Below are 19,999 nucleotides of genomic sequence, written 5' to 3' on the forward strand. Positions count from 1 at the left end.
GCTAGGCTGGTTCCGGATTGCCGTAGGCGGTCGTCGAGTTAGAGAACCGGGTTCACATGGAAGGACACCTAACACTCATGAGCTTCTTCGAGGACATTGCCGCAGCACTGGACACCGAGGGCATCGAGTCGCGCGTGCATGACGACACCATGTTCGTGCCCATCACCTCTGATCTGGAGATCCAGTTCCAGGAGATCGACCCGCACATGCCGGCAGCCAACGTCTACATCGCCGCCGCCGACGTCGACGAGGACGACGAGAACTTCGAGGCCGTCCTGGTTTCCGTCGTCTTCTCCGTCGATGACGCCGTGGCCACCGTCGCCCGCCACGTCGCCACCGACCAGGTGGTCACCGTCCTGCGTGACCTGCTGGAGGGCACTGACGAGCGCATCGGCGACCTGGAGTTCTACCAGGACGCCCTCAACGCGAACCTGGTGCGGGCCGAGGTCGGCCAGAATTCCGAGCTGCAGGTCCTCGTCGAGGTCATCGACGGTCTGCCCAGCGCCGTCGTCCAGTTCGTCGCCGTCGGCGAGTCCTTCGAGGACCTCATCGACCAGGCCATTGACGAGCTCTGGGAGTCCGACGGGGAGGCGCAGCTCTCTGAAGAGGACCGCGCGCGGATGTTCGCCGACCTCTCCGCCGAGGTGGAGATCGCCACCGACGAGGTGCTCGATCTCGGTGTCTTCACCGACTTCGACCGGCTTTTCGACGTCATCTCCCTCGCCGCCGATCAGGCGGAGGACTGGGAGGAGCAGCTCGTGCCCTTCGACGAGTCCGAATTCGAGGAGCCCGACGTCTACGACATCTACGGCGCCGACGCGGACGACGACGCGGACCTCGACGAAGAGGACGATGACGAGGACGACGCTGATTTCGAGGACCTCGACAGTGAAGAGGACCTCGATCCGGACGACGACGCCGACGAGAACTTCGGCACCGTCCGCGACGAAGAATAGGAAAGGTCCCTGCCTGTGGCACCGTCGGCACCGTCGGCATTTTCCGCTCTGTCCCGTTTGCGTGACAGGAAGCCACTGAAGGACCGCCTCGCGGCGGTTGACGCCAGAGTCGCCGAGCTGCCGAAGCTCGGCGACGTGGCGGTGGTCCTCGAGAGTGTCGACGGCTCCCTGCGCCACACTCATTCCACCGGGGGGCTGGACCCGGATTCGCGCTTCGCCGCAGGCTCGGTGACTAAACTGTTCACCCACGCCATCATCTTCCATCTCATCGACGACGGCCTTCTCAGCTACGACACCCCCGTGGAGTCCCGCGTCGCGGCGCACTCGCTCGACGGGCTGCACGTCATCCGGGGCGAGGATTACGGCTCGGAGCTGACAGTCCGGCACCTCATCGACCACACCTCCGGTCTGGCCAGCTGGGAGGACACCCGGGATCCGGGCGGCCGCAGCGTGCTGGATCAGATCGTGGACTGGGACCGGGTCGTCAGCGTGGACGAGCAGATGGAGACGGCCGCCCGGGCGGGCGCGAAGTTCCCTCCCGGGCACGGCAACCGGGCACACTACTCGGACCTCAACGCGGAGCTGCTGTCGCAGGTCGCCCAGCACACGACGGGCCGGACGTTCCAGGAGCTGGCCAACCGCTACATCATCACCCCGCTGGGCCTGGAGCACACCACGTTCGTGGTGCCGGGGCGCCATGACTACGCGGAGGTGCACACCCTCAAGCATCCCGTCTGGTCCTCGCGCTACCTGTCGAGTTCACCGGCTTCCGGTGGGGTCGTCTCGACCGCCGGTGATCTCATGACCTTCATCCGGGCCTTCCACACAGGCGTCATCTTCGACCACGCCCACATCCAGAACCCGGTCCTGCGCCGTATCCAGCACCGGCCGTTGCGTTACGGCTCCGGCATGATGGCGATGGGCCTGCCCCGCGCGCTGACTCCGCTGGTTCCGGCGCCGCTGATTCTGGGGCACACGGGGGTCCACGGGGCCTTCGCGTTCTACTGCCCCTCACGTTCGGCGTTCCTCGCGGGGTCCGTCAATACGGTTGTCACCACGCCCTTCGACCTGATCTACCGGTACCTGGCTGCGCTCTAGCCCGGCTGGTGGCGGGGAACTGCACTGCTCAGGCAGCCTGCGCGAAGCCGGCGAACAGGGAGGCGGGGGAGTGGAGGGGGACAAAGCGGGCGTCGACAAGCCAGACGAAGGTCGCGGCGTTTCCGCTGGGGACCTCGTGGACGGCGTCGATGAGGGCCTCGTCCACGAGCGCGCGTACCCAGCCCTCCGCTGCGACCGGGTCGACGGGGCCTCGCTGGTCGGTGATCCGGACGGTGATCAGGTAGGCGGGTTCGCGGGGCTCCCCGAAACCCAGGACCCGGGCCTTGGCGCGTTCTCCGACGCGGTGGCGCGTGAGCGCCATGGTCAGGGAACCTCCGGGCAGCGCCTTGCTCGGTGGCCGCCAGTTGGCGGTGGGGCGGGCCAGCGAGCGGGGATGGTGGATGATCGAGTGGAGGTCCCGGATGGTGGCGGCCTCGCGGGTGCGCAGGGCGGCGGCAATGGAGGGCGGGGTGTTGATGTGGTTGATGTTCATGCTTCGAAGTGTAGAAATCCTGACCAACACACCTGTTCGACGACTCGAACAGGTGTGCGGGAATGGCCGATTCTGGCCCGAGGGGATAGTCTGTGACGTGATATGACAGATCAACAAAAGGTGCAGCCTAAGATCCCGACGGAGATCTGGGTGCTGGTCGCCGCTGCTTTCATCATCGCGCTGGGCTACGGGCTCGTCGCGCCGATCATTCCGCAGTTCGCCGTCAGCTTCGATGTCTCCATGGCCGCCGCCAGCGCGGTCATCTCCATTTTCGCCGCCTCAAGGCTGCTCTTCGCCCCGGTGTCGGGCCGGCTCATCGACCGGCTCGGTTCCCGCAAGGTGTACCTCACCGGCCTGTTGACGGTCGCGGTGGCTACCGCGCTCGTGGCGGGAGCGCAGGAGTACTGGCACATCCTGCTCCTGCGCGGAATCGCCGGCATCGGTTCGACCATGTTCACGGTCTCCGCGATGGGGCTGATCGTCCGGATGGCCCCGCCCGCGATCCGCGGCCGGGCCTCGGCGGTCTACGGCACCGCGTTCCTGGTGGGCAATATCATCGGCCCCCTCGTGGGCGCGGCGCTGTCCATGATCGGTATGCGCGCCCCGTTCGTCATCTACGGTGTCTCCGTCGCTCTGGCGGCGTTCGTGGTGTGGTGGAAGATGCCGCGCATCGACGAAGCGGCGCGCAACAAGAACGATGAGCCGCCGATGGGATTCTCCGAGGCGATCCGGGACAGCGCCTACCGCTCGGCGCTCGTGTCCGGCTTCGCCTTCGGCTGGATCAACTTCGGCGTCCGCGTGGCCACCCTGCCGTTGTTCGCGGCGGTCGTCTTCGAGCACGGCGGCGCCATCGCGGGCCTGGCCATGGCCGCGTTCGCCGCCGGAAACGCCGTGGTGCTGCAGTTCTCCGGCCGGCTCGCCGATTCCGTGGGGCGTAAACCCCTGGTCATCAGCGGCCTGGTAGTCAACGCGATCTTCACCGGCTCGATGGGGTTCGCGGACAGTTTCTGGCCGCTGCTCATCGTCTCCGCCCTGGCCGGCGCGGGAGCGGGCATGGTCAACCCGGCGCAGCAGGCGGTGCTGGCGGACGTCATCGGCAATCACCGTTCCGGCGGCAAGGTGCTCGCCAACTTCCAGATGGCCCAGGACTTCGGCGCCATCACCGGCCCCATCCTCATCGGCGCGGTCGCGGAGACCTACGGCTTCACCGTCGGCTTCCTCATCTGCGGCTTCATCGGCCTGGCTGCGGCCGTGGTGTGGGCCTTCGGACGCGAGACGCTTCCCGACGCCCGCGGGGTATCCGTGGAGGTTGTCGCCAAGTAGCGGCGAGAGGAGCCGGGCTTTCGCCCTCCTGTGCGATTCGGATCGATCTCCCCGCCCGGCGTCGGGTCGCTCTGATATACATCACCTCATGACATCGCACATCACCGCACCCGGTCTGCTGGTTCTCTCCCACGGGCCGGTGACCCTCGCCGTCGGTTCGGAAGCGGAGGTCACGCACTGGGAATTTCTCGGCCACCTCTCGGCGGAGCGGCTGGCTGTCGGAGAACTGGAGGCCGGTCTCCGGCGGTTGGGCGCACATCGGGTCGCGCCGGAGGAAGGCGTCGCCTCGGTGCACATCGATGACGCGGCGAACATGGGGACAGCTGAGGAAACGAGCCCGGCGAACACCGCTGTTCCTGGACTCCTGCTGGAGGCCCTCGCCGTGACCTGGCGGGCCCGGATGCAGGATATTTCCGACGCATCCGGCATGTTGAACCAGGCTGCTGTGAATGACCTGGGCAGGCTCAGCATCAGCGGCGAGCCACTGCTCAATGAACTCCTGGCATTGCGCAGGACGGAAGGAAGCGGCAGCGAGGACGAGATCCGCGAGCTCGCAGCATTGATCCAGCGGCTGCGGGACCGTATTCGCTTCGGGGTCGCGGGGTTGCACGCCGCCGGTCCCGCTGATGAATCCGAACTGCTCAAGAAAGCTCTGGGGCGCGACGGTTGGGCATACCGGGTGCACCTCCTCGTAGCCGCTGAGGAATGTCTGGCGGCGGATCTTCTCGCGGAAGTCCGTGAGCTTTCCCTGACGGAAAATGCTGCTCTCGAGCAGGACCTCACGGATCGGCTGAAACTTATCCTGGACCATCGTCGAGAGGATCTTCGTCTGGCAGAGGTTCTGGGCGCCCTTCTGCAGAAGCTCGTGGAAAGGGAGAAGCCGGTCGCGGAGAAACTGCGTCACCCCGCAACATCGAGGCGCATCAGACACATCGTTGAACTCGCCGGGCCTTTCACGAGCATGCGCGTGGGCACGGGCGTGGGGCCGGACGGGCCGGGGGAGGTTGATGGGGAAGCGGCGCCCGTGGCGGCCGCTCCAGCTGACCTCGACTACGACCAGTTGGCCGGAATATTCGGGGAGAAATTCGAGGATATGCTCCCCGCCGCCAGACAACGGGTGGAGGAGTGGAAGCGCACCTATCCGGATCAGCCGCTCAAGAGCTCCGAGAACCGGTTTCATCGACGGTTTCTGGATGAAGCCTCGGGCCGGGTGCTCGATGAGGAGACCGCCAACTTCGACCTGTTCGATCATGCAGCCTTGTACGCCATGTCTCTCGCTGTCCTGCGGGAGGTACCGGTCAGCGACGTGGAGAAGCGCAATGCGCAGGCCGCCAGGCTCACCAGGATGATAAAGATGGCGGACCGGGCGAACACCCTGGTCACCGATGAAGCATTTGACCGTGCCCTTCGCACGGCGCAGCGTTATGTCGCCGACGCGATTGTCGCACTGGTGGTGGCGCAGCAGGCGAACCTCAACAGAGTCGGTGTCAACAGGACGGCAGTGAAGAAGATCCGCCGCGTCATCTGGTGGGCAGGTGAATCGACCAGAGTGAATGAGTTCGTGGTCGGCACGGTCCAGGGTGGGGCGCTGCGCATGCTCGCCGGAGCCGTCTCCCAGGCGATCCGCTGAAGTCCCGTCCTCCCCGCCCCCGCAGGCCGTGACGTCCCCTTGAGCCAACGGTGACCCAACTGATTCCCCTGATCGTCTGACCGCGAGCGGTTCCGGGCGTAGCGTCAAGGCCAAGTCAACCCGTGGCCAGTGGAGGCTCAGATGGAACAGCCGTACGTTCTGTGGTTCGAGGACATCAGTCTTGCCGATCTTCCCCGGGTGGGCGGCAAGAACGCCTCCCTCGGGGAGATGATCGGCCAGTTGTCGGAGAAGGGGGTGCGCGTGCCCGGCGGGTTCGCGCTCACGGCGCAGGCCTACCGGCGCTTCGTGGCCGACAACGGGCTGGAGGAGGATATCCGTGAGCTCCTCGGCCTGGTCCATGCCGGGAGCCTGCCGCTGGGTGAGGCCGGCACCACGCTGCGGCAGAAGTTCCTCGACGCGCCCATCCCGGACGAGGTGGCGCAGGCCGTCACCGACGCCTACCGGGACCTGGCGCGGCGCAGCGGCGGGGAGGATCCGGCGGTGGCCGTGCGCAGCAGCGCCACGGCGGAGGACCTGCCGGAGGCGAGTTTCGCGGGTCAGCAGGAGACCTTCCTCAACGTCGTCGGCGAGGAGGCGCTGCTGGAGTCCTGCCGGCGGTGTTTCGCGTCGTTGTTCACCGACCGGGCGATCAACTACCGCTCGCTCAAGGGTTTCGACGACCTGAAGGTGGCGTTGTCCGTCGGCGTGCAGCTGATGGTGCGGGCCGATTCGGGGGCCTCCGGCGTGATGTTCACGCTGGACACCGAGAGCGGTTTCCCGGACGCGGTGGTCGTCAGCGCCACGTGGGGGCTGGGGGAGACGGTGGTGCAGGGCACCGTGGATCCGGACAAGTACCTGGTGTACAAGCCTTTCCTCGAGGATGAGCAGCTGGTCCCGATCATCGAACGCACCGTCGGGGCGAAGGCGATCAAGCTCGTCTACGCGGGCGGGGAATCGGGTGGCACGGAGCTGGTGGACACCTCCGAGGACGAGCGTCGGGCGCTGGTGCTCTCCGACGAGGAGATCCTCCGGCTCGCCCGCTGGGCCGTGATCCTGGAGAAGCATTACGGCCGGCCCCTGGACATCGAGTGGGCGCGGGACGGGGTGAGCGGGAAGCTGTACATCGTGCAGGCGCGTCCGGAGACGGTGCAGTCCCAGCGCAGCGCCACCGAGTTCACCATGTACCACCTGGAGGAGAAGGGCCGAAGCCTGGCCTCGGGCGCGGCGATCGGCGACGGCATCGCGGCCGGCGAGGTGTGCGTCATCCGCAGTACCGCGGACATCGGGAAGTTCCGGGACGGGGCGATCCTCGTGGCGGAGATGACGGACCCGGACTGGGGCCCGGTGATGAAGCGGGCCGCGGGCATCATCACCGACCACGGCGGGCCGACCAGCCACGCGGCGATCATCAGCCGCGAGCTCGGGGTGCCCGCCATCGTGGGCACCGGTACCGCGACCAGCGACCTGGTGGACGGCCAGGTGGTCACCCTGTCGTGCGCGGAGGGGGAGAAGGGGCACGTCTACGGGGGCCGTCTGCGGTGGAGCACCGAGAAGGTTGATCTGCAGGCGCTGCCGGAGACGCGGACGAAGGTCATGGTCAACGTGGCCAGCCCGGCGGCGGCGTTCCGCTGGTGGCGCCTGCCGGTGGCGGGCGTGGGCCTGGCGCGGCTGGAGTTCCTCATCGCCGAGGCGATCAGGGTCCACCCGATGGCGCTGGCGCACCCCGACCGCATCGACGACCCGGGGGAGGCGGCGCAGATCCGGGAGCTCACCGCGGATTACGAGGATCCGCGGGAGTACTTCGTCGACCGCCTGGCCACCGGCCTGGGCAAGTTGTGCGCGCCGTACTACCCGCGGCCGGTGATCGTCCGGCTCAGTGACTTCAAGACCAACGAGTACGCCCATCTGCTGGGTGGGCACGCCTTCGAACCGGTGGAGGAGAACCCGATGCTCGGGTTCCGCGGCGCCTCCCGCTATGACGATGACCGCTACCGGGACGGCTTCGAGCTCGAGTGCAGGGCGCTCAAGCGGGTCCGGGAGACCCTGGGCTTCACCAACCTGGCGGTGATGGTGCCGTTCGTGCGTTCGGTCCCTGAGGCGGACCGGGTCATCGCGGCGATGGCCGCCAATGGCCTCGTCCGAGGTGAGAACGGCCTGGAGTTCTACATGATGTGCGAGGTCCCCTCCAACGTGGTTCTGGCGGAGGAGTTCGCGGAGCGCTTCGACGGCTTCTCCATCGGTTCCAATGACCTCACACAGCTCACCCTCGGCGCGGACCGGGACTCCGAGATCATGGCGCGCAGCTTCGACGAGCGGGACCCGGCGGTGAAGAAGATGGTCGCCGACGTCATCGTCCGGGCCCATTCCCGCGGCATCACCGTGGGCATCTGCGGCCAGGGCCCCAGCAACTACCCGGACTACGCGCAGTTCCTGGTGGAGCAGCGCATCGACTCGATCTCGCTCAACCCGGACTCCGTGCTGCGGACGGTGCCCGTCATCGCGGCCGCCGAGGGCTGACCTCCCACCTGCCGACGCCGCGCCGCACCTGGCGCGGCGTCTTCTTCTGTGTCGCCCCACCCAACCGGATTAGTTTTATGATCCACTTCACTTTTCACCGAGAGGGCGCTACACTCAAGATTGTTCAACAATCCTTGAAGGAGCGTGAGATGGCCACCATCGACCTCAATGCCGATCTCGGCGAGACCACCGCCGGTAACCCCGTCGCGGACGACGCCTCGATGATCAAGCTCGTGTCGAGCGCGAACATCGCCTGCGGTTTCCACGCCGGGGACCCCCACGACATCGCCCGCACGGTGGAGTCGGCGGCCGAGCGCGGCGTGACCGTCGGCGCCCACGTGGGCTACCGCGACGCGGCCGGTTTCGGCCGCCGCTTCATGGAGTACGCCCCCAACGAACTCGCCGACGAGGTCCTGTATCAGATCGGCGCCCTCGAGGCGCTGGCCCGCAAGCACGGCACCACCATCCGCTACGTCAAGCCGCACGGCGCCCTCTACAACGCCATCGTCCACCACGAGGAGCAGGCGCAGGCCGTCATCGACGGCATCCGTGCCTTCGGCGGCGACCTGGCGGTGATGCTGCTGCCCGGCGGCGTCGCGGTGCACCACGCGGAGAAGGCCGGGATGATGGTCATCGCGGAGGCCTTCGCCGACCGCAACTACAACCCCGACGGCACGCTGGTCTCGCGCCGGGACCCGGCGGCCGTGATCACCGACCCCGACCTCGTCGCGGGGCGCGTCCTGCAGCTGGCGGAGCAGGGCACCATCACGGCGGTCGACGGCACGGAGCTCAAGGTGGACGCCATGTCGGTGTGCGTGCACGGTGATTCGCCGGGGTCGGTGGCCATGACGCAGTCGATCGTCGACCGGCTCCGCGACCGGGGCATCGAGATCCGGAGCTCCCTGTGACCACGGCTCCCCGCATCCACCGCATCGGATCCCGGTCCGTCCTGGTCGACCTCCCCGACCTGACCACGGTGATGGCGTGGCACGCCGAGCTCACTCGCGCTCCGCTGCCGGGGCAGATCGACGTCATCGCCGCGGCGTGCACCCTGCTGGTGAACACCGGGTCGCCGCGCGCCGCGCGCCGGGCGGCCGAGGCCCTCCGCACCTTCGCGCCCGCCCCGTTCCAGGCCGGGCAGGCGACCGAGGTGACGGTCGACGTGGTCTACGACGGCGAGGACCTCAGCGAGGCCGCCCGCCTGGTCGGCATGTCCCCGGAGGCGCTCGTCGCCTGGCACACCGGGACGAGCTGGGTGGGGGCCTTCGGCGGCTTCGCCCCGGGCTTCACCTACTGCGTCCCCGGGGACCCGGCGGATGCCCTCGACATGCCGCGCCGCCCCTCGCCGCGCACGGCCGTGCCCGCCGGTGCGGTGGGCCTGGCCGGCGGTTTCTCCGCGGTCTATCCACGGCAGTCGCCGGGCGGCTGGCAGCTCCTCGGCACCACCACCACGCCCATGTGGGACCCCTCCGCCACCCCGCCCGCGCTCATCGCGCCGGGTGACCGGGTGGCCTACCGGGCGGTCCGCGAGCACGTCGAGGTCACCGGCTCTGTGCGGCGGTCCGTGGAGTCGGCCCCGCCCTCCCGGCCGGTCATGCGGGTCGAGGACCCCGGCCTGCTCACCCTTCTGCAGGACCTGGGACGACCGGGCAACGGCGACCTCGGGGTGACCGAGTCCGGGGCGGCGGACGGGGCGTCGGCACGCGCGGCCAACGCGGCCGTGGGCAACGAATCCTCCCTGGCCGTCCTGGAGAACATCGGGGGCCTCGAGCTCCGTGCGCTGGTGGACACGGTCGTCGCCGTCACCGGGGCGCAGGCGCCGGCCACGGTCGGCGGACGCCCGGTGGCCCTGGGTGCGCCCGCGCTCATCAGCGCCGGGGAGACCGTCATCGTCGGGCCCGCGACACTGGGCCTGCGTTCCTACCTGGCGGTGCGCGGCGGCTTCACCGCCGGGCAGGTCCTCGGGTCGGCAGCCACGGACATGCTCTCCGGGCTGGGCCCCGAACCGGTCACCGGTGGCACCCTCAGCGGGGCCTTCCGCGCACGGGGAACCACGGGCACCACGGTGGCCAACCCGCTGCGCGTCGGCCTCCGCGACGGAGTGACCCACGCCGAGCTGCGCTGCGTGCCCGGCCCGCGGGACGACTGGTTCGCCGGGGGCGTCGAAAACCTCGCCTCCCGGACGTGGGAGGTCAGCGGCCGATCCAACCGGGTGGGCCTGCGCCTCGACGGCGATCCGCTCACCCGCTCCCGCGGGGGCGAGCTGGCCAGCGAGGGCATCATCGCCGGCGCCGTCCAGGTGCCCGCGGACGGCCTGCCCGTTGTCTTCCTGCGTGACCACGCGGTCACCGGCGGCTACCCGGTGGTGGCCGCCGTCATCGCCGAGGACCTCGACGTCGCGGGGCAGCTCCCGCCCGGCGGCACCGTCCGTTTCATCCCCGTCGACCCCGACACCCTCACCCCGATCATCTAAGGAGAAGGACACGTGACCTCCCTGCATGCAGTCCTCATCGCCAACCGCGGCGAAATCGCCGTGCGCATCGCCCGGGTCGCCCGTGACCTGGGCATCCGCTCCATCGCCGTCTACTCCGAGCCGGACGCCGGCGCCCTGCACACGCTCATCGCCGATGAGGCGTACGCGCTGCCCGGCTCCACTTCCGCCGAGACCTACCTCAACATGGCGGCGCTTCTCGACGTCGCCGCCCGCGCCGGCGCCGACTGCGTCCATCCCGGCTACGGCTTCCTCTCCGAGAACTCCGGTTTCGCCCGCGCGGTCGGGGAGGCGGGTCTGACGTGGATCGGCCCCACCCCGGAGAACATCGACACCCTGGGGGACAAGGTGGCCGCGCGACGCATCGCCATGGAGGCCGGCGCCCCGTTGGCTCCGGGCACCCCCGACCCGATCGAGAATTGGCAGGAGGCGCGGGACTTCGCCGAGGAATTCGGCCTGCCCATCGCCATCAAGGCGGCCTTCGGCGGCGGTGGCCGCGGGTTGAAGGTCGTCCACCGGGCCGAGGATATCGAGGACGCCTTCGCCTCCGCCGGACGCGAGGCCCGGGAGGCCTTCGGCCGGGGAGAATGCTACGTGGAGAAGTTCCTCACCCGGCCCCGCCACGTCGAGGCGCAGGTGCTCGCCGACACCCACGGAAATGTCCGTGTGCTGGGCACGCGCGACTGCTCGACCCAGCGCCGCTACCAGAAGCTCATCGAGGAGGCCCCCGCCCCCTTCCTCAGCGAGGCCCAGAACGAGGCCATCATCGAGGGCGCCCGCGGCATCTGCGCCCGCGCCGGGTACGTCGGCGCCGGCACGGTCGAATTCATCGTCTCCGAGGACGGCACCGTCTCCTTCCTCGAGGTGAACACCCGCGTCCAGGTGGAGCACCCGGTCACCGAGGCCGTCACCGGCATCGACATCATCGCCGAGCAGTTCCGCATCGCCGACGGTCAACGCTTGAGCTTCGACGTGGACCCGGCGCCCCACGGCCACGCCTTCGAGTTCCGCCTCAACGCCGAGGACGTCGCCCACGGTTTCGTGCCCAGCCCGGGCACCGTCAGCGTCTTCGAGGCACCTACCGGGCCGGGCATCCGTGTCGACGCCGGTGTGCGTTCCGGCTCGGAGGTCCCCGGCTTCTACGACTCCCTGCTGGGCAAACTCATCGTCTGGGGGCCCGACCGGGCCGTCGCCCTGCGACGCGCCGCCCGCGCCCTGGCAGAGCTGAAGATCTCCGGCGTGCGCACCGTCGTGCCCTTCCACCGCGACATGGTCGAGCACCCCGCCTTCGCGGGCGATCACCTCGGGGTCTACACCAACTGGGTGGACACCGAGTACACCCCCGCACGCACCACCGGCGTGGAGGACATCGAGCATTCCTACACGGAGCGGGAGACCCTGGTCATCGAGATCGACGGGAGGCTCCACCAGGTGGGCATCCCCGTCGGCTTCCTGGGGCGCGGGGCAGGGGCTCCGGCTCCGGCTCCGGCTCCGGCCTCGGCCGACGCGGAGGCGCCGGCACCCGCCACGGAGGGCGCGGTGCTCTCACCTTTCGCCGGTTCGCTGGTGGCCTGGAAGGTCGCCGAGGGTGACACCGTGGCCGAGGGGCAGCCGGTGGCCAGCGTCGAGGCGATGAAGATGGAGTCCGTCGTTGTCGCACCTCGCGCGGGGACCATCTCCCTGGCCGTGCAGCCGGGAGAGAAGCTCACCCGGGGGACCGTGCTGGCCACCATCTCCTAAGATCTAGGCCATGCGTGCCGACTCTGCTGCCAGTGCCATCCGGAAGGCGATCTCCGCCGGTGACTTCGAGCCGGGGGAGCAGCTCATCGAGTCGGAGATGGCCGAGCGCCTGGACGTCTCCCGCAACACCCTGCGGGAGGCTTTCGCCATGCTCATCGCCGACGGGGTGGTGGTCCGGATCAGGAACCGCGGGGTGTTCATCGCCTCCCTCGGCGAGGACGACGTCCGTGACCTCTACCTCGCCCGCGCCGCAATCGAGCCGGCGGCGATCGCCTGGGGGCAGCTCCACGACGTCGCCGGGCTCGCCGATGTGGTCGGCCGCGCGGAGACTGCGCTGGCCGCCGGCCGGGCGGGGGAGGTCGCGCTGGCGAACCAGCAGTTCCACCGGCAGCTCGTGGCGGGAATGGGGTCGGCCACCCTGGACGAGACCATGGACCGGCTGCTGGCCCAGATGCGGTTGGTGTTCCTGCAGGTGCTGCGGAAGGACCCCGGTTTCCACGGTGACTACGTGCCGGTCAACCGGCACGTGGTGGAGCTGATGTCGGCGGGCTGTTACGACGAGGCCGCCACGGTGCTGCACGATTCGCTCGTGCGCACCGGGCGGCGGGTGCAGGAGATCCTGGGGGAGTAACCGGCTGTCAGGCCCGCGGCCCTCCTCGGACCCCTTGGACCCTGCAAAGCTGGTTGTCCCCGGCGCAGATGCACCGGGGACAACCAGCTTCGCCGGGCCCAGCCAGCCTACGGAACCTGGTACTCCAGGTCGCGGGCGTCGGTGACCAGCATGTGACCGGGGCTGTGGCTGATGGCCAGGGCGGGACGGGAGGACATGACCACCGCCTGGGGGGTGACGCCGCACGCCCAGAAGACGGGGATCTCACCCTCGGCCACCGCCACGGACTCGCCGAAGTCGGGGGTGGAGAGGTCGTGGATGCCGATGGCGGCCGGATTCCCCACATGCACCGGGGCGCCGTGGACGGCCGGGTAGCGGGAGGTGATGCGGACGGCGTCGGCCACCCGGTCGGCGGGCACCGGGCGCATGGAGACGACCAGCGGACCGGCGAAACGTCCGGCCGGGACGGTGTCGATGGTGGTCCGGTACATGGGCACGTTGCGTCCCTGGGTGATGTGGGCGACCGGGACGCCGTTGTCCAGCAGAGCTGATTCGAAGGTGAAGGAACAGCCGATGAGGAAGGAGACCATGTCCCCGCGCCACCAGGCGGTGGCGTCGGGGGCCTCGTCGACCAGCTCGCCGTCGCGGAAGAGCCGGTAGGAGGGGATGTCGGTGCGGATGTCACCGCCTTCGAGCAGCGGCGAGGTGACCTGGCCGGGTTCGAGCACGCCGAGCAGCGGGCAGGGCTTGGGGTTGCGCTGGGCGAACAGCAGGAAGTCGAAGGCGTCCTCCTTCGGCAGGGAGAGCAGGTTCGCCTGCGCGTAGCCGCGGGAGTAGCCGGAGGTGGGGGTGATCGTGCCCGTCCGGAAGAGGGCGCGGGCCTGGGCCGGAGTCAGTCCGGCGGCGTCTACATCGCCCACAGCGCGGCGATTCCGGAGAATGACTTGTAGCCGAGGAAGATCGTGAGGACCCAGGCCAGGCCGCCGATGACCAGCAGCCACTTGGGGTAGCGGTAACCCTGCAGCAGGTCGGTGCGGCGCCAGGCGACCCAGAGGACGACGGCGAAACCGATGGGCAGGATCAGGCCGTTGAAGGCGCCGGCGAAGATGAGCAGAGCCTGCGGGGCGGCGTTGAGCAGCAGGAAGGCTACCGCGCACACCGCGATGAAGGCGACGGTGAGGATGGTGCGTAGGCGCGGGGCGGTGTTCTGCGTGGTGACGAACGTGATGGAGGTGTAGGAGGCACCGATGACGGAGGTCAGGCCCGCGGCCCACAGGACGACGCCGAAGAGACGCAGCCCGATCTCGCCGGCGGCGTTGTAGAAGGCGTCGGCGGCGGTGTTGTCCTGGGAGAGGGTGACGCCGGCGGCGACGACGCCGAGGACCGCGAGGAACAGCAGCGCGCGCATGATGCCGGTGACGATGATGCCCAGCACCGAGCCCTGGGTGATCTCCTTGAGGTGTTCCGGGCCGGTGAGTCGGCTGTCGATCATGCGGTGCGCGCCGGCGAAGGTGATGTAACCGCCGACGGTGCCGCCGATGAGGGTGGTGATGACCAGGAAGTCGACCTCCTCGGGCATGACGGTGTTCTTCAGCGCCTCGCCGACCGGCGGGGAGGAGACCACGGCGACGTAGAGCATGAGCAGGATCATGACGGCGCCCAGGCCCACCACGATGCGGTCCAGTGCCAGGCCGGCCTTCTTCGATATGAACACGAAGATGGCGATGAGCGCGGAGATCGTACCGCCGATGCGCGGGTCCAGTCCGAGCATGGCGTTGAGGCCCAGGCCCGTGCCGGCGATGTTGCCGATGTTGAAGACTGCGCCGCCGACGAAGACGAAGGCCGCCATGACCCAGCCGAGGTAGGGGACGACGGTGTTGCCCAGTTCGTTGGCCCGCATGCCGGAGATGCCCAGCACCCGCCAGACGTTGAGCTGGATGGCGATGTCCACGAGGATCGACACCAGGATGGCGAACGCGAAGGCCGCGCCCATCCGGGCGGTGAACACGCTGGTCTGGGTGAGGAAGCCGGGGCCGATGGCGCTGGTGGCCATGAGGAACATGGCGCCGAGGATCGCGGTGCGCCGGGTGGCGGACTTCGCGGCGACGGTGGTGGTGCTGCCGGAGGCAGTGTCGGGGGCCGTGCCGGAGGATGAGTGGCTCATCACATGTGCCCTACCTTTCGTGACGTACGTCATTGACGGATGTGATGTGGAGCATTGTATGCGATTGTTCAACAATCAGTAAAGGGGGCGGTGGGAATATATCCTCGACACCCATGACCCCCGTCCTCATCGACTGCGACCCCGGCATCGACGACACCCTCGCGCTCATCTACCTCGCCGCCCTCCACCACCTAGGCGAGATCGAGATCGTCGGGGTGACCACCACCGCCGGCAACACAACCGCCACGCAGGCCGCGGGCAACGCCCGGTGGGTGCTCGACCTGCTGCTTATCGACGCCCCCGTGCTCCCCGGCCGGCCCGGCCCCCGCCACGTGGAGCTGACCACCACACCCGAGACCCACGGGCCGACCGGCCTGGGGTACCTCGAGGTACCGGCGGCACCGGAAGGGCCGGAAGGGGAGTGGGCGGCGGTGTGGGAGGGGGGCGTCGACAAGCACCCGGACCTGAAGCTCATCGTCACCGGACCGCTGACCAACCTCGCGGCCTTCCGGCACAGCCACCCGGAGCACTACGCCCGCCTGCGGCGGGTGACGGTGATGGGCGGGGCCGTGAACTACCGCGGCAACACCACACCCACGGCGGAGTGGAACTTCTGGGTGGACCCGCACGCCGCGGCCGAGGTCTTCGGGGATCCGCCCGCGGCCGGCATCCGGCTGTGCTCGCTGGAGGTGACCGAGCAGTTCCTCATCGACCCGGCGCGGCTGACCCGGCTGGTCCAGGACCTGGGGGGCACGCCGATCGCGGGGGAGCTGGCGGACGTCCTGCGCTTCTACTTCGAGTTCCACCACGCGCAGGGCGAGGGCTACCAGGCGCAGATCCATGACCTGCTCACCTGCATGATCGCCCTGGGGACGGTCCCGTACGAGGACCTGTCCACCACCATCGCCGTGGAGGCCGACAGCCCGCTGATGCGCGGGACCTCGGTGGCGGATCTGCGGGGGCACTGGCACCGCTCCCACAACGCCCGGCTGGTCACTGCTGCCGACATCGACGCCGCCCACGCCGAACTCACCCGGGCCACCCGCACGTTGGCCGCCCGGTGGCCCGTCCGTTAGACTCTGCGGAGTGTGAGAGCCCGTCCGAGGTGACATAGGGCGGGGCCCCGTACCCACGCCGTACCCTCCCGAGGACACCCATGTCACAGATTCACCTCACCCCCGCCCGCCGCGGCCTGGCTGTCGCCGGCGCCGCCCTGGTCGCCGCCACCTGGCTCTACCTGGTCATCGCCCGCCCCAGCGACTGGGATTCGGTTGGCGGCTCCACCCAGGCCCTGATCACGCTCGCCGGTTATGTCGGCGGCGCGGCACTGCTGCTCGCCGCAACCCTGCCCGCGCTGCCGGCCCGCACCATTGCGGTGATCCCGGTGGCGCTGGTGCTCAACATCGTCATCGGCCAGGTCGTCGGCGCGGTGGGGCTTCCGCTGTACCTGGACTCGGTGGGAACGGTGCTGGTTGCCGCTCTGGCCGGCCCCGTCGCGGGCCTGGCCACCGGCACGCTGAGCTCCGTGGTGTGGGGCCTGCTCAACCCCGCCGCGCTGCCGTTCGCGGCGGTGGCGGGCGCGACCGGGTGGCTGGCCGGCTGGTTCATCCGGGCCGGTGCGTTCCGGACGATCTGGAGGCTCGTCGTCTCCGGTCTGCTGCTGGGCCTGATCTGCGGCGCACTCGCCGCCCCGGTGGCGGCGTTCGTCTACGGCGGCACCGCGGGCGTGGGCACCGGCGCGATCGTGTCGCTGTTCCGCGAGCTGGGAAACTCGTTCATCGGCTCGGTGACCATGCAGTCCTTCATCTCTGACCCGCTGGACAAGCTGGCGGTTCTGGCCATCGTGTTCGCCGCGGTCAAGGCGCTGCCGAAGCGCACGCTGAGGTCCCTGCGTCCCGGCGGGGAGGAGCAGGCGGCTGGGGCACCGGAGGAGCGTGCCGTCGGGGTGCGGCCCTGATGCCTGGACCCCGGGCCCCGCTCAACCCCCTGACCGCCCTGGTCACGGGGTTGAGCTCGTGGATCCTGGTGCTGGGGGTCAACACCTGGCAGTTCTCGGTGGCGGTCACCGTGGTGGCGCTGGCGGTGGGGACATGGCGCACCCGGAACCTCGCGGTCATCGCCACGACCGTGCTGCTCGCCGCACCCACCGCAGTGTCGATGCTGCTCATTCACGCCCCCTACGGCACACACCGTATCGCGCCGCTGCTCACTATCGAGGGCCTCGTCACCGCCGGGGAGCTCGCCGCCCGCTTCACGGCGCTCATGGCCTCCCTCCTCGCGGCGGCCGCCTTCCTCCGGGTGCCGGATCTGGCGAAGGCCCTGCAGGTCAGCCCGCTGGGCCCGCGTGTGGCCTATATCGTCGCCGCGTCCCTGCAACTCCTGCCGCAGGGCCGGCGCACGGTGGAGGTGGTCCGGGACGCCAACCGCCTGGCCGGCCGCCGGGTCCACGCCGGCAACGTCATCCCCCGGATGGTGGTCCCGGTGATGACGCAGCTGCTCACCGCCAACGCCCAGAAATCCACCGCCCTGGAGACCGCCGGGCTGGATCTGCCGGGTCGGTGCACCGTCCTGCGCGCCGTGCCGGACAGCCCCGCGCAGAAAGCGGCCCGGGTGCTCATCCCCGTGGCCGCGGTCGTGGCGGTGCTGCTGTGATCATGGAACTTTCCGCCGGGTCGATCGTGCAGGTCATCGGCGGGTCCGGCCAGGGCCTGTCTCGCCTGGCGGAGCAGCTGCGTCGGGAGCACCGGCACGTCGGCGTGGTCAGCCAGGACGCCCTCGCCCACATCACCTTCCTGCGCGAGACGGTTGCGGAGGAGGTTGCCTTCGGGCTGGAGCAGCGGGGGGTGGACAGGCAGGAGATGGAACGCCGCGTCGACCGGATCCTGCAGCTGGTGGGCCTGAGTGAGCTCGCGGAGGCCGACCCGGCCGCGCTGTCCGGCGGGCAGACCCGCCGCCTGGCGGTGGCCGCGGTCGCGGTGCTTGAGCCGGAGATCCTCGTGCTGGATGATCCCTTCGCCGGCCTCGACGACACCTCCGCGGAGCAGCTCCTCGCGCTGTGCCGGCAGCTTCCTCACACCGCCGTTATCGTCCTGGGCAACCGCCCCCACCCGTTGTTGCCGGGCGAGGTCCTCCCGCTTGCCGACGCCCCCCTCACCCCGCCGGACCTGCAGCTCCCCGAACCCGTCGGACAGGGCGGGGCAGTGCTCGACCTGGGGTCGGTGACCGGCCGGCGGGGTGCGGGCCGACGCCGCTGGTGGCAGTTCCCGCGCCCCGATGCCCGCGAGTTCAACGTCGGTCCGGTGGGCGTGAGGGTGGCGCCCGGCGAGGTGCTGTGGCTGCGCGGGGCGAACGGCTCGGGCAAGACGACGCTGCTACGCGCCATCGCGGGGCTGGACGGCGCGCCGGGTACGCACATCCCGGTGGCCCTGATGCTGCAGCGGGCCGGTGACCAGGTGGTGGACACGACGGTGCGCGGTTTCGTCGGCCGGGCCGGCGAGCCGCTGGGCCTGGACCCGGACGCACACCCCCTGGACCTGGGGGCCACCGACCTGCGGCTGGCGCAGTTTCTCGCCGTGGCCGGGCTCGGGCGACCGGTCCTGCTCGCCGACGAACCGGACGTGGGCCTCGACCACCGCGGACGCGGGGTCATGCACGGGCTCATCGCCGAGCAGCTGCGCGCCGGGACCGCGCTGGTGATCACGTGCCACGATGCGGACTTCATGGGGGAGGTCGCCCGGTACGCGCGGGTGAGTTGTCTTAACCTGGATCAATGACCCGCATCCATGGCCTGGACCTGGCCCGCGCCCTGGCGATCATCGGCATGATGGCAGCCCACATCGGCCCGAAGAATCCGGTGACCGACGGCTATCCCTCGGTGCTCTTCGCGGTCCTGGCGGGCGTGTCCATGGGGATCATCTCCCGCGGGGTGGCTGATGGCGCGGGGGACCTGCTGCGCACCCGCTTCCGGCTGATCCTCCGGGGCGTGATCCTGGCCGGGCTGGGGGTGGTGCTGGCGGCGCTGCAGTCCGGGATCCTGGTCGTGCTCACGGCAATCGGCGTGAGTTACCTGCTGCTCACCCCGGTGGTCACATGGTCGACCCGGCGGCTCGGGGTGCTGCTGGGCGTGCTGGTGGTCGCCGGCCCCCTGCTCGTGGCGGCGGAGAACGTCTTCACCCTCACCTGGAGTGATGAACTCCTGCCGGACCTGCTCGTCGGGGCCTATCCGCTCCTGGCCTGGCTGGCGTACACGCTGGTGGGGCTGCTGATCCACCGCGTGGTGGTGCGCCCCGCCACATCTCCCGCCGAACCTTCGGGGGTAGTCCGGCCCGTCTGGCTCGCCGCCCTCGGCCTGGCCCTGCTGGGGGCAACCCAACTGATCATCGAGCTCACCGGGTTCCGCGTCGGTCCCAACGACATCCTCAACGAGTTCGGCGCCTACCTCCAGGGGGAACCGCACACGGGCGGGCTGCTGGACGTCACCGGTTCCGCGGGCGCCGCCATGGCCGTGATCGGGCTCTGCCTCCTGGTCTGCCGCGCGGGGGCCGTGGTGTGGGCCAGCTACCCGCTGCGGGCGATGGGATCGATGTCGTTGACCATGTACATCACCCACGTCATCATCACCACCCTGGTCGACGGGACGTTCGTCTCCCTGCACAACATCTACAGCGGTCAGCCGCAGCCCTATCTGCCCAAGGGTGACTTCGGCTGGAGCATGTACACGCCGTTGTCGGATTCGCCCGGCTTCCCCGGCCTGGGGAACCCTGACGCCCCCGTCTTCGACGACCCGGGCATGGGCGACCCCGACTGGCTGTGGGTGTTCGCCGCGCAGCTCATCGGCCTGCTCATCTTCGCCTCCCTGTGGCGCTGGCGCTTCCGCCGCGGGCCGCTGGAATGGGGCGTGCACCGGGTGATCGAGGGGGCGGTGGGCCCGGCCCCGGATGCGCCGATCCAGCCCGCCGGGCGCGGTTAAAGTCCGCC

Annotated in this window: 17 protein-coding genes; 14 read left to right on the forward strand and 3 right to left on the reverse strand. The window is 69.7% G+C overall.

Annotated features, from left to right (window positions below; translation table 11 throughout):
• Nucleotides 1–77 precede the first annotated feature (77 nt).
• Nucleotides 78–956, forward strand: a complete 879-nt coding sequence (locus B840_RS04605; RefSeq protein ID WP_042621161.1) for a hypothetical protein — start codon at nucleotides 78–80, stop codon at nucleotides 954–956.
• A gap of 57 nt (nucleotides 957–1,013) precedes the next feature.
• Nucleotides 1,014–2,054: a serine hydrolase domain-containing protein gene (locus B840_RS04610; RefSeq protein ID WP_169745260.1), complete on the forward strand. Its 1,041-nt coding sequence runs from the start codon at nucleotides 1,014–1,016 to the stop codon at nucleotides 2,052–2,054.
• A 28-nt stretch (nucleotides 2,055–2,082) separates the two neighbouring features.
• Here B840_RS04610 and B840_RS04615 read toward each other — a convergent pair whose 3' ends face one another.
• Nucleotides 2,083–2,547 (reverse strand): hypothetical protein, encoded by a 465-nt coding sequence (locus B840_RS04615; protein WP_042621163.1) that lies wholly within the window; start codon nucleotides 2,545–2,547, stop codon nucleotides 2,083–2,085.
• A 102-nt stretch (nucleotides 2,548–2,649) separates the two neighbouring features.
• Between B840_RS04615 and B840_RS04620 the strand changes: the two genes are divergently transcribed.
• The 7 genes from B840_RS04620 to B840_RS04650 all read left to right on the forward strand — a co-directional run bounded on the left by B840_RS04620 (nucleotide 2,650) and on the right by B840_RS04650 (nucleotide 12,879).
• Entirely contained in the window at nucleotides 2,650–3,870 is a 1,221-nt protein-coding gene (locus B840_RS04620) for an MFS transporter (RefSeq protein WP_042621164.1), read from the forward strand.
• 88 nt (nucleotides 3,871–3,958) lie between these two features.
• Nucleotides 3,959–5,500: a hypothetical protein gene (locus tag B840_RS04625; protein ID WP_042621165.1), complete on the forward strand. Its 1,542-nt coding sequence runs from the start codon at nucleotides 3,959–3,961 to the stop codon at nucleotides 5,498–5,500.
• Nucleotides 5,501–5,641: 141 nt separating this feature from the next.
• Nucleotides 5,642–8,017, forward strand: coding sequence for a phosphoenolpyruvate synthase (ppsA, locus tag B840_RS04630; protein ID WP_042621166.1), 2,376 nt, complete (start codon nucleotides 5,642–5,644; stop codon nucleotides 8,015–8,017).
• A gap of 149 nt (nucleotides 8,018–8,166) precedes the next feature.
• Nucleotides 8,167–8,925 carry a LamB/YcsF family protein gene (locus B840_RS04635; RefSeq protein ID WP_042621167.1) on the forward strand — a complete coding sequence of 253 codons (759 nt, stop codon included), beginning with the start codon at nucleotides 8,167–8,169 and terminating at the stop codon, nucleotides 8,923–8,925.
• Nucleotides 8,922–10,490: a 5-oxoprolinase subunit B/C family protein gene (locus B840_RS04640; protein WP_042621168.1), complete on the forward strand. Its 1,569-nt coding sequence runs from the start codon at nucleotides 8,922–8,924 to the stop codon at nucleotides 10,488–10,490. Before B840_RS04635 ends, B840_RS04640 begins: the two co-directional genes overlap by 4 nt.
• Nucleotides 10,491–10,502: 12 nt before the next feature.
• Nucleotides 10,503–12,248, forward strand: coding sequence for an acetyl/propionyl/methylcrotonyl-CoA carboxylase subunit alpha (locus B840_RS04645; RefSeq protein ID WP_229676579.1), 1,746 nt, complete (start codon nucleotides 10,503–10,505; stop codon nucleotides 12,246–12,248).
• A gap of 10 nt (nucleotides 12,249–12,258) precedes the next feature.
• Nucleotides 12,259–12,879 (forward strand): GntR family transcriptional regulator, encoded by a 621-nt coding sequence (locus B840_RS04650; RefSeq protein WP_042621169.1) that lies wholly within the window; start codon nucleotides 12,259–12,261, stop codon nucleotides 12,877–12,879.
• A 107-nt stretch (nucleotides 12,880–12,986) separates the two neighbouring features.
• On the opposite strand, the gene B840_RS04655 is transcribed toward B840_RS04650, so the two are convergent.
• Together B840_RS04655 and B840_RS04660 are read right to left on the reverse strand one after the other, a co-directional pair.
• Complete coding sequence (locus tag B840_RS04655) at nucleotides 12,987–13,778, reverse strand: putative hydro-lyase (RefSeq protein WP_042621170.1); 792 nt, start codon at nucleotides 13,776–13,778, stop codon at nucleotides 12,987–12,989.
• Complete coding sequence (locus B840_RS04660) at nucleotides 13,766–15,022, reverse strand: NRAMP family divalent metal transporter (RefSeq protein ID WP_042621171.1); 1,257 nt, start codon at nucleotides 15,020–15,022, stop codon at nucleotides 13,766–13,768. Before B840_RS04660 ends, B840_RS04655 begins: the two co-directional genes overlap by 13 nt.
• 113 nt (nucleotides 15,023–15,135) lie before the next feature.
• Between B840_RS04660 and B840_RS04665 the strand changes: the two genes are divergently transcribed.
• The 5 genes from B840_RS04665 to B840_RS04685 all read left to right on the forward strand — a co-directional run bounded on the left by B840_RS04665 (nucleotide 15,136) and on the right by B840_RS04685 (nucleotide 19,991).
• Nucleotides 15,136–16,098 (forward strand): nucleoside hydrolase, encoded by a 963-nt coding sequence (locus B840_RS04665; protein ID WP_042621172.1) that lies wholly within the window; start codon nucleotides 15,136–15,138, stop codon nucleotides 16,096–16,098.
• 80 nt (nucleotides 16,099–16,178) lie between these two features.
• Nucleotides 16,179–16,979, forward strand: a complete 801-nt coding sequence (locus B840_RS04670; RefSeq protein ID WP_042621173.1) for a glycosyl transferase family 9 — start codon at nucleotides 16,179–16,181, stop codon at nucleotides 16,977–16,979.
• Nucleotides 16,979–17,674: an energy-coupling factor transporter transmembrane component T family protein gene (locus B840_RS13670; protein WP_042621174.1), complete on the forward strand. Its 696-nt coding sequence runs from the start codon at nucleotides 16,979–16,981 to the stop codon at nucleotides 17,672–17,674. The genes B840_RS04670 and B840_RS13670 overlap by 1 nt, the downstream gene beginning before the upstream one ends.
• A gap of 2 nt (nucleotides 17,675–17,676) precedes the next feature.
• Complete coding sequence (locus tag B840_RS13675; RefSeq protein WP_042622527.1) at nucleotides 17,677–18,795, forward strand: ATP-binding cassette domain-containing protein; 1,119 nt, start codon at nucleotides 17,677–17,679, stop codon at nucleotides 18,793–18,795.
• On the forward strand, nucleotides 18,792–19,991 hold the full coding sequence (locus B840_RS04685) for an acyltransferase family protein (protein ID WP_042621175.1): 1,200 nt from the start codon (nucleotides 18,792–18,794) through the stop codon (nucleotides 19,989–19,991). Before B840_RS13675 ends, B840_RS04685 begins: the two co-directional genes overlap by 4 nt.
• The last annotated feature ends 8 nt before the right edge of the window (nucleotides 19,992–19,999 follow it).

The sequence above is a fragment of the Corynebacterium marinum DSM 44953 genome (genome assembly GCF_000835165.1).
GTDB lineage: Bacteria > Actinomycetota > Actinomycetes > Mycobacteriales > Mycobacteriaceae > Corynebacterium > Corynebacterium marinum.

What these genes read in the sequence shown, in the direction of transcription:
- B840_RS04605 (WP_042621161.1), top strand. Translation starts at nt 78, where the DNA reads ATGAGCTTCTTCGAGGACATTGCCGCAGCACTGGACACCGAGGGCATC.
- B840_RS04665 (WP_042621172.1), top strand. Translation starts at nt 15,136, where the DNA reads ATGACCCCCGTCCTCATCGACTGCGACCCCGGCATCGACGACACCCTC.
- B840_RS04685 (WP_042621175.1), top strand. Translation starts at nt 18,792, where the DNA reads ATGACCCGCATCCATGGCCTGGACCTGGCCCGCGCCCTGGCGATCATC.
- B840_RS04670 (WP_042621173.1), top strand. Translation starts at nt 16,179, where the DNA reads ATGTCACAGATTCACCTCACCCCCGCCCGCCGCGGCCTGGCTGTCGCC.
- B840_RS04625 (WP_042621165.1), top strand. Translation starts at nt 3,959, where the DNA reads ATGACATCGCACATCACCGCACCCGGTCTGCTGGTTCTCTCCCACGGG.
- B840_RS04620 (WP_042621164.1), top strand. Translation starts at nt 2,650, where the DNA reads ATGACAGATCAACAAAAGGTGCAGCCTAAGATCCCGACGGAGATCTGG.
- B840_RS04635 (WP_042621167.1), top strand. Translation starts at nt 8,167, where the DNA reads ATGGCCACCATCGACCTCAATGCCGATCTCGGCGAGACCACCGCCGGT.
- B840_RS04650 (WP_042621169.1), top strand. Translation starts at nt 12,259, where the DNA reads ATGCGTGCCGACTCTGCTGCCAGTGCCATCCGGAAGGCGATCTCCGCC.
- B840_RS04660 (WP_042621171.1), bottom strand. Translation starts at nt 15,022, where the DNA reads ATGAGCCACTCATCCTCCGGCACGGCCCCCGACACTGCCTCCGGCAGC.
- B840_RS13670 (WP_042621174.1), top strand. Translation starts at nt 16,979, where the DNA reads ATGCCTGGACCCCGGGCCCCGCTCAACCCCCTGACCGCCCTGGTCACG.
- ppsA (WP_042621166.1), top strand. Translation starts at nt 5,642, where the DNA reads ATGGAACAGCCGTACGTTCTGTGGTTCGAGGACATCAGTCTTGCCGAT.
- B840_RS13675 (WP_042622527.1), top strand. Translation starts at nt 17,677, where the DNA reads ATGGAACTTTCCGCCGGGTCGATCGTGCAGGTCATCGGCGGGTCCGGC.
- B840_RS04615 (WP_042621163.1), bottom strand. Translation starts at nt 2,547, where the DNA reads ATGAACATCAACCACATCAACACCCCGCCCTCCATTGCCGCCGCCCTG.